General features: G+C 45.9%; 11 protein-coding genes. 10 read left to right on the forward strand and 1 reads right to left on the reverse strand.

Translation table 11 applies throughout. From position 1 onward, the window contains the following. The first annotated feature begins 64 nt into the window (after positions 1 to 64). Positions 65 to 490, forward strand: a complete 426-nt coding sequence (locus AC4E8D_RS10090) for a hypothetical protein (RefSeq protein WP_017689485.1) — start codon at positions 65 to 67, stop codon at positions 488 to 490. A 262-nt stretch (positions 491 to 752) separates the two neighbouring features. Here AC4E8D_RS10090 and AC4E8D_RS10095 read toward each other — a convergent pair whose 3' ends face one another. Continuing rightward, positions 753 to 2,312 carry a histidine kinase N-terminal 7TM domain-containing diguanylate cyclase gene (locus AC4E8D_RS10095; RefSeq protein ID WP_490206193.1) on the reverse strand — a complete coding sequence of 520 codons (1,560 nt, stop codon included), beginning with the start codon at positions 2,310 to 2,312 and terminating at the stop codon, positions 753 to 755. Between the two features lie 389 nt (positions 2,313 to 2,701). Here AC4E8D_RS10095 and AC4E8D_RS10100 point away from each other — a divergent pair, with 389 nt between their 5' ends. From AC4E8D_RS10100 to mutM, 9 genes are all read left to right on the forward strand, one after another. Then, positions 2,702 to 3,571 (forward strand): SDR family oxidoreductase, encoded by an 870-nt coding sequence (locus tag AC4E8D_RS10100; RefSeq protein WP_339307705.1) that lies wholly within the window; start codon positions 2,702 to 2,704, stop codon positions 3,569 to 3,571. A gap of 298 nt (positions 3,572 to 3,869) precedes the next feature. Continuing rightward, positions 3,870 to 4,217 carry a cupin domain-containing protein gene (locus AC4E8D_RS10105; protein WP_237176126.1) on the forward strand — a complete coding sequence of 116 codons (348 nt, stop codon included), beginning with the start codon at positions 3,870 to 3,872 and terminating at the stop codon, positions 4,215 to 4,217. Between the two features lie 43 nt (positions 4,218 to 4,260). Beyond that, positions 4,261 to 6,081: a two-component system histidine kinase PnpS gene (pnpS, locus tag AC4E8D_RS10110; RefSeq protein ID WP_405131927.1), complete on the forward strand. Its 1,821-nt coding sequence runs from the start codon at positions 4,261 to 4,263 to the stop codon at positions 6,079 to 6,081. 116 nt (positions 6,082 to 6,197) lie between these two features. Then, positions 6,198 to 6,926, forward strand: a complete 729-nt coding sequence (locus tag AC4E8D_RS10115; RefSeq protein WP_036609823.1) for a response regulator transcription factor — start codon at positions 6,198 to 6,200, stop codon at positions 6,924 to 6,926. A gap of 152 nt (positions 6,927 to 7,078) precedes the next feature. Beyond that, positions 7,079 to 8,260: a methyl-accepting chemotaxis protein gene (locus AC4E8D_RS10120; RefSeq protein WP_405131928.1), complete on the forward strand. Its 1,182-nt coding sequence runs from the start codon at positions 7,079 to 7,081 to the stop codon at positions 8,258 to 8,260. A 229-nt stretch (positions 8,261 to 8,489) separates the two neighbouring features. Next, positions 8,490 to 9,245, forward strand: a complete 756-nt coding sequence (gene pstB / locus AC4E8D_RS10125; protein ID WP_221823161.1) for a phosphate ABC transporter ATP-binding protein PstB — start codon at positions 8,490 to 8,492, stop codon at positions 9,243 to 9,245. Positions 9,246 to 9,308: 63 nt separating this feature from the next. Further along, a complete protein-coding gene (gene phoU, locus AC4E8D_RS10130; RefSeq protein WP_101313351.1) occupies positions 9,309 to 9,968 on the forward strand; it encodes a phosphate signaling complex protein PhoU in 660 nt (219 codons plus the stop codon). A gap of 236 nt (positions 9,969 to 10,204) precedes the next feature. After that, positions 10,205 to 12,859: a DNA polymerase I gene (polA, locus tag AC4E8D_RS10135; RefSeq protein ID WP_405131929.1), complete on the forward strand. Its 2,655-nt coding sequence runs from the start codon at positions 10,205 to 10,207 to the stop codon at positions 12,857 to 12,859. A 118-nt stretch (positions 12,860 to 12,977) separates the two neighbouring features. After that, a complete protein-coding gene (mutM, locus tag AC4E8D_RS10140; protein WP_036669994.1) occupies positions 12,978 to 13,805 on the forward strand; it encodes a DNA-formamidopyrimidine glycosylase in 828 nt (275 codons plus the stop codon). The last annotated feature ends 41 nt before the right edge of the window (positions 13,806 to 13,846 follow it).

Below are 13,846 nucleotides of genomic sequence, written 5' to 3' on the forward strand. Positions count from 1 at the left end.
AAGTTCCCCAGTATAATGGGATGTGATGTATAGCACACCGAAAATGTTGAGGAGGATGAAAATTTTGACAATGATTATGTATCTGCTCCATATTGTTGGAGCACTGGCGATGGGATTCTATTTGATTCTGCCATTTGTGGTCGGTAAAATCCGTACTTTGAATGCCGCAGCACAAGAGGGAGCCTTCGCATCACTTCGTTCTTTGAACAAAGTCGCGCAGTATGGACTTGTAATCCAACTTCTTACTGGTGGTTACCTGATGACCAAAGGTGAGTATTCTCATGTCTGGATGGCTGTTGTTGTTGTTCTGCTCTTGGCTATTGCGGCTATTGGAGGAATTATGGGTAAACCGCTGCGACTCGCTGCTGAAGGTGTGAAAAACAAGCGTGATGTGGGTCCTGAGCAAAGCAAGATCCGTATGTTCAGTACACTTCTGGCTGTATTCTTGCTAATCATGGTGTACCTGATGGTGAATAATCAGGTGATCTAAGTGCGTTGTGGACGGTTAATCCATCCTACGAAGATGTATTGTTAGTTGTTGGTTAAGCGTTTGCAGACGTAATTAGGACAAGCCAGATGATATGTAAGATGGTGTTCCGTTGAAACAAATAAAAAATAGACAGCCTCATTGGCTGTCTATTTTTTTATTACCGAGATGAGATCAGCGGTCCTCGGTGTATTTGAACTGGAACTAGAGGGATCACTACCCTTCATAACAGCATGCATACTCCATCAGACACTGTCTACATTGGTTAGGTTGTACTCACAGTATACGCACGCACTGCATTTCGACCGTTGCGCTTGGATTCGTACAAGGCAGTATCAGCGTCGCGTAACAAGGACTCCAGCGAATCTGACCCTCCATTGTACTGGGCAATACCAAAGCTTGAGGTCAGTGTAATAGGCACTCCCTTAACATCCAGGGGGTCATTCAATAAGGCAACTCTCAGTTGTTCGGCAAGTTTCTCGGCTTCTTGAAGCGAGGTATTCGGAAGGGCGATGACAAACTCTTCTCCTCCATAACGGGCAAACAACATCTCAGGACTTAAATATCGATTACAAACAGAGACCACATGAATGATGGCCTGATCGCCAACATCATGCCCGTAAGTATCGTTGATGCGTTTAAAGTAATCAATATCAAATAAAATAAATGAAACAGGTTGTAGATTAAGCTGAGCTTCACTCAAAATCTCCCGTCCTCTATGCAAAAATTGAGTGCGGTTATAGATTTTGGTCAAACCATCGAAATAAGCCAGTTGTTTCAGCTGTTCTTGCAAGAAGCGTTGTTCCGTTATATCGATTAACATAATTAGACTGCCCACAGTCTGTGCATCCTTGTTATACACGTAAGATGTCCTGACCTGATAACAGACGGTCTCTCCATTTAACTGCCAGTACAGATCGGTTTGCAATCCTTCTCTTCCGTATTCAACGGGAAACGTCTTTCCAGCAAGATTAAGCCAGATATCATCCAAGGGTTGGCCAATCATAGTTGTATCAAGCTCTGGTAACATGTCACGCAGAGATCGGTTGTAATCGACCAGTCGATTGAACCTATCCAGTACAATAACACCTTCACGCATGCTCTCGAAAATACTGTCTTTGGCGATGGGTACGATGGTCAGTAGACGTGAGGATAGAATCGCCCAGATATACATAGCAGACGTGATACACATGAGTACGGGTACGGGGTCCATCCCGCCGGGGGTCACACCAAGCAAATACAGAAAAGCTGCGACCATAGGAATAATCTGTGAAGTAATGAGAGTGAGTAATTGACGACGATACATCTTCTTGGTATGTCTCCATTGTCCGATCAGAATGAGGCAGGCACATAACAGACAGGAAAAGGTGAATGCACCGTGTACAACATACCATTGACCCACTGCGATATCCATCAGAGGAACGGGACTATCTTCTCTCAGCCATACTTTTTTATAAAATAGATGATGAAAGTCATTGGTTGCAACCATAGCTAGTGTAATGGAAGGGATTACAAACAATGAGGCAGTTACCTTTTTGGATAACGTTTTTCCTGTGTACTTTATCATCAACATGAGGCCAAGAGATGCGGAGAAGGGCATGCCTATATACTCTACGGTGGTCCAAAACTTCATCTGTTCCAGCGTGTTGCTGGCCAACTCAATTGCATAACCAAAAGTGTATATGGAGAGTGCTGCTGTGTAGAGAATGAATATTTTGGAACTGGGGATCTCGGATCTTCTGAAATAGGTATATAAACACAAAAAGACATTCAGCACGGCTGAAGTAGCTACGAGTGTTATATATGTATTAATATGCGATTCCATTGTCAGGTCTCCATGTTAGGTTAGAATGATTAAAACAATAAAAATGAGAGTTAAAGCACATCAGTATACTGTACATTGTACATCAGCCCAAGCAGCATAGGAATACACTTTGTATCATGAAACAGTCTAATTTCGAATAAATTTCGAATTTTGGCAAAACAGGCATTAAAGCAAATAGGTTGTTTGATATCCAAAGAGAGTGGTAAATAACGATTAGAGACAGCACGCTGAGGCTTGAGTTGCTGTTGATCACAGAAGAATAATCTGGACTGTTACTGCCATCCTACAGAATGAGACTTTTTTCAGAGAACGAAAGACAAGGAAGTGTGCAGTTATGTCCATGTCTTCTGTAATCCAAATATGTTCACATTTTGAGAGGAGAATGTTAGATGTCAACTACACCGCAAAATCAAAAAACAATGCCAGCACAGCATCAAGATCAACGCCCCGGAATCGAATCAGAGATGCATCCCAGACCGGAATTTGAGAAGCCTGAATACAAGGCAGCAGGTAAACTGACGGGTAAGGTGGCGCTTATTACAGGGGGTGACAGCGGAATTGGACGTGCTGTTGCTGTTACGTATGCCAAGGAAGGCGCGGATGTCGCCATTGTATACCTGAACGAGCACGAAGATGCCGAGGAAACGAAGCGTCAGGTTGAACAAGAAGGGCGCAAGTGCATCTTGATTGCAGGTGATATTGGTGATGATGCCTTTGCGAAGAAGTCGGTTCAGCAGACAGTGAATGAACTGGGCAAACTGGACATTGTCGTGAATAACGCAGCAGAGCAGCATCCACAGCAGAATCTGGAGGATATTACGCCAGAACAGCTGGAGCGTACATTCCGTACCAATATCTTCGGCATGTTCTATGTGACACAAGCAGCCCTTCCACATCTGAAGCAGGGCAGTACGATAATTAATACAACCTCCATCACAGCCTATCGCGGCAGCCCGACACTGCTTGATTATTCGTCTACCAAAGGAGCAATCACTTCGTTCACTCGTTCGCTGTCGATGAATGTGATTGAGAAGGGAATTCGTGTTAATGCCGTTGCGCCAGGGCCGATCTGGACACCACTCATTCCATCCACATTTGATGAGAAAAAAGTAAGTGAGTTCGGCGCAACGCAGCCAATGAAGCGGCCAGGACAACCGGATGAACTGGCTCCCGCCTATGTATATCTAGCTTCTGATGATTCTTCGTATGTGAGCGGACAGGTGATACATGTAAATGGCGGCGAAGTGGTGAACGGATAATACGTAAAGAACGTTTAGACTCAGGATAGGATTAATTTGATTATATAGAGAGGCGTATCGCTTTCAGCATGGCTGAGCGGTGCGCCTTTTTGATATCAGGTGAATATGTATGTCAAAGATGCGGTTTAGCACCTGTTTACAAAAGTCGGCATCTCTGTTGATACTACTATGATATTTTATTATTAGCCTTGTCTGACTGCAGTTGAATAGCGTATTACACAGTACTGACTAAAAGATTGGGAGTCCCCTAATCTGTGATATGATAGATTGAGCAATTATACTCGGAGGGACAAGTCATATGAAAATGAGCAAACAGAATGCAGCACATTATATATGGGGTGCACAGTGCGATGGTTGGCACCTTGTTCAAAACGAAAAATTGAGCATCATTCATGAGAGAATGCCCGCAGGAACGGCTGAAATACGACATTATCATTCGGTAAGCCGTCAGTTTTTTTTCATCCTCAGCGGTGAAGCGTGTATGGAACTTAATGGAGAGACGTTTGTGCTGGAAACCCATGAAGGAATAGAGATTGCACCCGGAATGCCGCATCAGATGATGAATCGGAGCAACGAGGAAGTGGAGTTTCTCGTAATTTCCAATCCAGGTACCCGTGGGGACCGAATTGAACTGGATTCAATGTAGAGCAATTCATAAGATATTAATCTGATCATAAAGGAAGAGATAGATGAGACCGTTCCGAATTCGCCTTGCCATCATTATGATGGTGCTAATCGGCGTATCCGTCATTGTGGCTGGATATACGATGGGCAGAGTGTTTAAGACTACGCATATAGCCGCATTGGAGCAAACCATGGTGCGCGAGATTAATTTGCTCAAAGCAACTTTTCCATTCCATGATGCAAGTGATCCAACCTCGGAAGCCACACGAAAGTATTATTCAGATCGGGCGTTGGAACTGGATCGTCTGACGGATTCCCGGGTAACCTTCATCAATAAAGACGGCATGGTCATTGGGGATTCCGAGAGTGATCCGGCATCCATGGATAATCACTTGAACCGTGAGGAGATTAAGGGTGCCGTCGGAGATGGATACGGCCAATCCATACGTTACAGTGAGACATTGGGACAAGACATGCTGTATGTAGCACTACCTGTGAATTCGGATCAAAGTGACATGATTGAAATCCCTAGCGGCAAATTTGATGGCTACATTCGTCTATCCATGAGTCTACAGGCTGTGGATCAAGGGCTTCAGCGTGGTTGGATGATTATGTTTGCTGCACTTGGACTATTGTTCCTAATTGTCGCGTTTGTCAGTTATCGGGTTGCACGCGGATTAACCTCCCCGATTGAGCATATTACAAAAGTGGCCCATCGGATCACCAAACTGGAATACGATGCCAGAGTTGATGTAACGCGTAGAGATGAGATCGGACAACTGGGGCTTGCCATAAACGGAATGGCAGACAGCTTGCAGTCACAGCTGAAGACGATTCGTGACAATGAAGCGTTGTTACAGAGTGTCCTCGCGAACATGACCGGAGGAATTGTCATGATCGACGCAGGGCAATCCATTGCACTGGTCAATCGGGAAGCGGAGCGTATGCTTGGTATTCAGGCAGGAAAGGTTACGAGTAAGCCTTATACTGAATTGAAAAGACACTACGAATTAACACGTACCATCGAAGAGAGTGTTGCACTGAAAGAACGGATGCATGAAGAAGTGAGTGTGTTCAACCCGGAGGAAAAACTGATCCGTATTGATGGAGTACCGATGTCTGAAGATGATGGTGGGTATCGGGGCATGTTGTTCCTGTTGCAGGACGTGACAGCGATTCGCCGATTGGAGTCAATGCGCAGTGAGTTTGTTGCAAATGTCTCTCATGAGCTCAAGACACCAGTTGCTGCAGTCAAAGGGTTTGCCGAAACGCTGCTTAGCGGCGGGGTACAGGATAAGGAGACAGAGAGATCATTCCTGAAAATCATCTATGATGAAGGAGATCGACTTAACCGATTAATCGGGGATATTCTGGAGTTATCCAAAATTGAATCGAAACGCGCACCGTTGCAATGCTCACCTGTCCATGTACACTCTTTCTTCGAAATGGTGCTGGGCACCTTGTCCAAGGTGGCGGAGAAAAAGCAGATTCGTCTGGAAATGCATGTTCCGGAGGAACTGTACATTGAAGCAGATGAGGATAAGATGAAGCAGATATTCATCAATCTGTTATCGAACGGCATCAACTATACCCCCGATGGTGGACGAGTGAAGTTACAGGTGACGATGGATAACGATGATGAAGTCATCTTTGCGGTTTCAGATACAGGAATTGGCATACCGAAAAAAGATTTGCCGCGAATCTTCGAACGGTTCTATCGCGTTGATAAAGGCAGATCCCGTAATTCGGGAGGCACAGGCCTTGGACTTTCCATCGTTAAACATCTGGTGGAACTGCATCATGGCAAATTGTCTGTAGAGAGTGAACTGGGCATGGGGACAACGTTCCGTGTGATCCTTCCATTCATTCAAGACGAAGAGATGTAGGCGTCTGGTATCAAAATGTAAAAAGTGTGTATTGTTTTACACCGCGTTAACAAATTAGTGCTATGATAGAAAAAGTGTTGTGGCAACAGACAACCTATGAAGAGAGAAGGGGTATCATGGCACAGCGTTTGCTAGTTATTGAAGATGAACCTACATTATCAAGATTACTCACGTATAACCTGACACAGGAAGGTTATGACGTTACGGCAGAGGATCACGGATCTGCAGGATATGATCGGGCCTTGTCCCAGGAATTTGATCTCATTTTGCTGGATTTGATGCTTCCGGGCATGAATGGTCTGGACATTCTGAGCAAGTTAAGAATACAGGGTGTTAGTACACCTGTTATCATTCTGACGGCCAAGAACGGTGAAGCCGAGGTTGTACAGGGACTGAAATCAGGTGCCGATGATTATATTACCAAACCGTTTGGTGTGTCTGAGCTATTAGCCCGAGTGGATGCGGTATTAAGACGTTATTCCAATGGTGAAGATTTACCACAGCTTGAGGACAAGGATGGCTCACGAATTATTCTGGGAGAGCTGGAGATTTATCCTCTGAAATATGAAGTGACATTGGGTGGACAATCCATCAGTCTGCGTCCAAAAGAGTTCGAAGTACTTCTATATTTGGCCAAAAAGCCGGGTGTGGTACTGACAAGGGATGATCTGATGAACGCTGTGTGGGGCTTCGATTATATCGGAGGTCAACGAACCGTGGATGTTCACGTCAGCTCATTACGTAAAAAGCTGGAGCTGGACCCGGAATCGGTTCATATTGATTCGATTCGTGGTGTAGGTTATAAATTGGTTGTCAAAAGAAAAACTCCCCATCATTCAAGTTAGCAATGATCGGGGAGTTTTATTTTACGTTCATTTAACATAAAGGAAGATTTTACTTTACGTAGAGGGAGTAGCATGGACTTATATTAGTGATACTTTGTACCTATACCTCCCACCTCAAGACGGAGCTAATACGTAAAGGAGATTGCGCATTTATGCCCATGTTGCTCGAAGTGAAACCCGACCAGCCTCATGTTGTTTTACATAATGAAGAATTAACGACACCCATAATGGAGCAAACTGAAGTAGCAATAGTTGCTGAAGAGTCTGTAATCCATTTGCATGACTATTATCGTCAGGTACCTGTCGCGGGGGTCCATACGACCTGTGGAGAAGCAGCGACGATGATGAATCAGGATCAGGAGCACCCATGTATTGTATTGTGTGATGAGCAGATGAAACCTACTGGATTGTTAATGCGAGAGACGTTATATCGGATGTTAAATGGCCGTTTTGCCGCAGATCTATTCTACCGTAAGCCGGTCATACAAGTAGTGAATACATCTCCGGTTATAGCAGATATTCATATGGAAGCCTCAACGATTATTGATATCGCACTTGGACGGAATGAACAGCATTTCTACGATTGTCTGCTGGTTACGGAACAAGACAGGCTGCTTGGTGTGCTGACGATGCGTGATGTGATGTCCCTCTCCCGCAGGCTGCAACAGGCTTCATCGGCAGAGCGTGTGCGTACGGTAACCGAGAGCAGACAGGAGATATCGAGAATCAACGATGCAGTCACCAAGCTGGTGCATGCAGCGAATCAGACTGTACATGAAGCACGTGAGATCATGGCATTGTCCAAGCATGGGGAAGAGAGTTTGAAGGACGTTGATGCTTCCTATAACCGGGTACATCAGCATATGGAGAGTCAAGGTCAACATGCAGATCACATGCTGAATTCGATCAAAACAGGCTCAGGCATGGCACAATCCATTCGCTCCCTGGCAGATCAAAGTGGTCTCCTCGCCCTGAATGCTTCCATCGAAGCAGCTCATGCTGGAGAATATGGAAGAGGTTTTCAGATTGTTGCAGGGGAGATTCGAGCGCTCGCAAAACAGACCCGTGAGGTTGCGGGCAACATGTCTTCATTGCTAGAGAATATTGGTGGATTGACCCTTCAGACTGTTGAACTGGTTAAGGCAAGCGGAGCGGAGATTGACGACAGTTCGGTGCATGTCACTGCAGGGGGAGCAACGTTCCGACAACTGAACAGTGCAGTGAGAGATTTGTCTCGTATAGCAGAAGAGATCGCCATGGAAGGTGGGAAAGCTGGAGAAGTTGCAGAGCACATTCGTACGAAGCTGGATGAGATGGTTTCGAATAGTGAGTAAACTATAAGGTAGTCATTAAGGCAGGCATCAGCAATCAGATTGATCCATTAAGCAGATCATGAAGGTTAAGGATGTCTTTTTTACATTCCGTTAACATGAAAGTGATACTGTTTTTACAATGAAAGGGTAGGATATTAAAGATGGCCGAGCAGCGATGAAAGATTATCAGTATCGGTCTCAACGTAAAGGGAGTTTCCGTGTCCCTGCAGCGAAGGAGAAGTGAACATCCATGAAGGACCTCATTCACATTGAAAATCTTAATTTATATTATGATACGCATCACGCGCTTAAAAATATATCGATGGATCTGCCGGAAAAAACCGTTACTGCGTTCATCGGGCCGTCAGGTTGTGGTAAATCGACATTGCTTCGCACGTTAAACCGGATGAATGACATGATTCCGGGTGTTCGTGTGGAAGGACAGGTTATGCTGGATGGCTCTGACATTTACAGTAATGAGATTGAAGTGGAGACACTGCGCAAACGAGTTGGCATGGTGTTCCAACAACCGAATCCTTTTCCAAAATCCATATACGATAACGTGGCTTATGGACCGCGCTTGCACGGGGTAACCCAAAAGGCTGAACTGGATCAGTTGGTGGAACAGAGTCTTGTCCATGCTGCCCTATGGGATGAAGTGAAGGATGTATTGAAAAAGTCGGCACTTAGTCTGTCTGGCGGACAACAACAGCGTCTCTGTATTGCACGGGCGCTGGCTGTACAGCCAGACGTTCTACTGATGGATGAAGCAACGTCTGCACTCGACCCGATCTCCACATTGAAGATTGAGGAACTGGTGAAGGAATTGCATCACAAGTATACGATCGTTATGGTTACCCACAATATGCACCAGGCGGCACGGGTATCTGGACGCACGGTATTTTTCCTGAATGGTGAAGTGGTGGAGGCAGCTGATACGGAGACGTTATTCTCCACACCGCAAGATTCCCGGACCGAGGATTATATATCTGGAAGGTTCGGTTAAGCGAGCTGAATTGGAATGATCCCGGCATACCCGGAGATGATGGATAAGGAGGACATGAAATCTATGATTCGCAGAAAAGAATTTGATCAGGAGCTTGAAGAGCTGCGTACCTTGCTCAAACAAATGGGTGAACATGTAGGAGCAGCATTGGATGGTGCTATTGAGAGTTTACAAACGATGAACGCGGAGAAAGCTCAGGTCATCATCAAGAATGATGCGAATCTGAATGCCCTTGAAGACAAAATTATGGAACTTGGCTCCAAACTGATCATCACACAACAGCCGGTGGCAAAGGATCTCAGACGTATTATCGTGGCATTCAAAATCTCCAGTGATCTGGAGCGTATGGGAGATCTTGCGCTCGACGTGGCGAAGGTGACACTCCGGATGGATGGACAGAAGCTGATTAAACCGCTGGTGGATATCCCGCAAATGGCAGAAATCGTGAAATCCATGGTCGATGAATCCATCGAATCTTTCCTGAAAGAAAACACAGACCTGGCCTATAAAATGGCTCAAACGGACGATCAGGTAGACCAACTGTATAGCCACATGATCAGTGATCTCTACACGTTAATGACGGAGCATCCTAATCAGGCTTCACAGGCTATGCTGCTGATGATGGTTGGGCGTTATATTGAACGTATTGGTGATCATGCAACCAACATTGGTGAGAGCACGGTGTACCTGGTGACAGGTAAACGTCCGGATCTGAATCAATAGAAGAGCATTGCTTTGGAATTGGGGAATCAGTACTGATAAAGTAATGCAATCATATGAATGGAAAAGGACTTTCTCTCAGGTAGGCTGCGTACAGCTGTCTGCGGAGAAGGTTCTTTTTTTTGCAATTAAAAATGAAGTGAAAAGAGGCTATTCTTTTTGATGTGACAGGTGGGTATGGTATCATGAGAGTAGATGTAATTTGAAGAGGTTGACCATATAATACGCGAGGTGCTGGAATGGACAAGTTTATTCTCATAGATGGAAATAGCATTATTTACAGGGCGTTTTTTGCAATGCCGCCTCTGACCAACTCGAAAGGTCTGCATACCAATGCGGTATATGGCTTCACTACGATGCTGCTGAGATTGCTTGAAGAGCATAAACCTACACATGTCATGGTTGCATTTGATGCAGGCAAAATCACGTTTCGCCACGAAGGGTATCAGGAATACAAGGGTGGACGGGAGAAAACACCGCCAGAGTTGTCAGAGCAATTCCCTTTGCTCAAAGAGCTGCTGAAAGGACTTGGCATTGCTCAGTTTGAACTCGCTGGATTCGAAGCGGATGACATCATTGGAACGTTAACCAAACGGGCAGATGAAGCGGGCAGACAGGTGCTGGTTGTATCGGGTGACAAAGATATGCTGCAGCTTGCTTCCGAACATGTACATATCGGGCTGACGCGTAAAGGGGTAACCGATATTGAGCTGTACGATCCTGCTCAGATTAAAGAGCGTTATGGTCTGACGCCGCTGCAAATCATTGATCTCAAGGGTCTGATGGGCGATGCGTCCGATAATATTCCGGGTATTCCCGGGGTTGGAGAGAAGACAGCGTTGAAGCTACTGCACCAGTTCGGATCGGTAGAAGATGTGCTGAACGGCACAAGTGAACTGAAGGGCAAGATGAAAGAGAAGATTGAGGCACACGCCGAAGATGCCCGGATGAGCAAACAACTTGCGACGATTCACAGGGAAGTTCCGCTGGAGCAGACGTGGGAGGATATGCAATTTGCTGGATTAAAAGAAGAACATGCTGGCCCTGCACTAGCTAAGCTGGAATTCAAATCTCTGCTCGAACGCCTGTCGTTCAGTGGCAGTATTGGTTCTGAACAGGAAGCGGTTCCTGCTGCCGAAGTTGAATCCTCCATTGCAACAGAGGACAACATCAGTGAGCTGTTCAGTTCACTGGATTCCATTGATGTACTCCACGTGGAGACACATGGGGATAACCCTCACCAAGCGAAATTGATTGGACTAGCTCTAGGTTCTGCTGGAACATATACGTTCATATCTCCCGAATTGCTTCATTCCGAGGCTGCGGCTCCAGTGCGGGCATGGCTTGGTAATTCAGACCAGCCAAAGCGCGGTTATGATCTTCATCGTGTAGACCTGGCCCTGCATGCACATGGCATCGAATTCGCTGGTGCGTCATTTGATGTACAACTGGCTGCGTATTTGCTTGATCCAACGGAATCCAACCAGACGATTAGTGGACTCACGACCAAGTATGGTCTGCCGTCGCTCGTAGAGGATGACACGGTTATGGGGAAAGGCGCTAAGTACAAGGTACCGGAAGTGGAGATCTTGGGTGATTTCCTGTGCCGCAAAGCTGCCGCAGTAGCAGCCATTATTCCACTTCAGGAGCAGGTGTTGGAAACCGATGAGATGAATTCGCTGTTCCATGAACTGGAGATGCCGTTGTCACGCATATTGGCGGACATGGAGAAACAGGGCATCAAGGCCAATACAGCCGATCTACAGGCTTTGGGCAGTGAGTTTGAAGAACAGATCAGCAGGTTGATGGCTGAGATCTACAAGCTGTCAGGAACGGAATTTAATCTGAATTCACCAAAGCAACTGGGTGAGATTTTATTTGATAGACTGGGCTTGCCGGTGGTGAAGAAAACAAAAACGGGTTATTCCACAGATGCGGAAGTATTGGAGAAATTGGCTCCTTATAATGATGTGGTCAAGCATATTCTGCAATATCGTCAGCTTGCCAAGCTGCAATCCACTTATGTGGAAGGATTGCTCAAAGAGATATCCAATCGTGATGGCAAGGTGCATACGTATTATCGTCAGACCATTGCTGCAACAGGACGACTTAGCAGTCAATTTCCGAACTTGCAGAACATTCCGATTCGGATGGAAGAAGGTCGCAAAATCCGGAAGGTATTTGTTCCTTCCGAGCCTGGATGGTCCATTTTGGCAGCAGACTATTCCCAGATTGAACTGCGTGTACTGGCCCACATTTCGGACGATGAGCGCTTGAAGGAAGCATTTGTCAATGATATGGATATTCATACAAAGACCGCTTCGGATGTATTTGGCGTGAAGCCTGAGGATGTGGATGGGGATATGCGTCGTTCCGCCAAGGCAGTTAACTTTGGTATCGTGTATGGCATAAGTGATTATGGTTTATCACAGAACCTGCATATCACACGTAAAGAGGCCGCGCAGTTTATTGATCAGTATTTTGAAGTCTTCCAGGGTGTACGCCGATATATGGATGACATTGTGAAGGAAGCTCGCCAGGATGGTTACGTCAAAACGTTATTGGAACGACGTCGCTACCTGCCAGAGATTAATGCCAGCAACTTCAACCTGCGTTCTTTCGCAGAGCGTACGGCGATGAATACACCGATTCAGGGAACAGCGGCAGATATCATCAAGCTGGCCATGGTACAGATGGATGAAGCGCTGCGGGAACGCAAGTTGAAGAGCCGTATGTTGCTTCAGGTGCACGATGAACTTGTATTCGAAGTGCCTGCGGATGAATTGGAACTGATGAAAGAGTTAGTCCCTTCTGTTATGGAAAAAGCATTGGAACTGTCGGTTCCGCTGAAAGCAGAAGTCAGCTTTGGTGATAACTGGTACGAAGCGAAATAAATCAAGCACTGCGCGGTTTTTCCGGTATTTTACAATAGACCCTTCCATGTTCGAGATATAAGAAAAGGGTCCCGCTGAGCGCCATCTTCCGTTATAATATAGGGGAGGTGAGAACATCATGCCGGAATTACCGGAAGTCGAAACAGTCAGAAGAACATTGAATCAACTTATTGTGGGCAAAACGATTGATCATGTTACCGTTAGCTTGCCGCGGATTATTCAGCGGCCGGACGACATAGATGCATTTGCAATGGAACTCGCGGGACATACCGTCATTGGGGTGGAGCGCCGCGGCAAGTTTTTGCGTATTTTGCTGGACGGGCTGGTGCTTGTCTCCCATCTGCGGATGGAAGGAAGGTACGGTGTGTATGAGCAGCATGAAGATGTGGAGAAACACACACATGTGATCTTCCATTTTAACGATGGTACGGAATTGCGTTATAAGGACGTGCGTCAGTTTGGTACGATGCATCTGTTTAATGCAGGTGAGGAACTGGTGTCCAAACCTTTGCTGAAGCTGGGACTGGAGCCGCTTGATCCAGCCTTTACGGTAACTGCATTCCGCGAGGCGGTTGGCAAGCGTACAACCAAAATCAAGGCTGTACTTTTAAATCAGGCATATGTGGTCGGTATCGGGAATATTTATGTGGACGAGGCTCTATTTCGCGCAGGTATCCATCCCGAGACCATTGCCAAGACACTGACCGAAGCTCAGTTAACGGTGCTCCATGAAGCGATTGTGGCTACGTTGCAAGATGCAGTGAATGCAGGTGGATCTTCCATCAAGTCCTATGTGAATGGACAGGGTGAGATGGGGATGTTCCAGCATCAACTGAAAATCTATGGACGCAAATCAGAACCTTGTACAACTTGTGGTACGTTAATTGAAAAAACGGTGGTTGGTGGCCGTGGAACGCATTTTTGTCCGAACTGTCAGCTGCTGTAACATGAACTGAATGAACGAAATGATGAAATCATAGCACCCTT

It is taken from the genome of Paenibacillus sp. SRL342 (genome assembly GCF_984798905.1).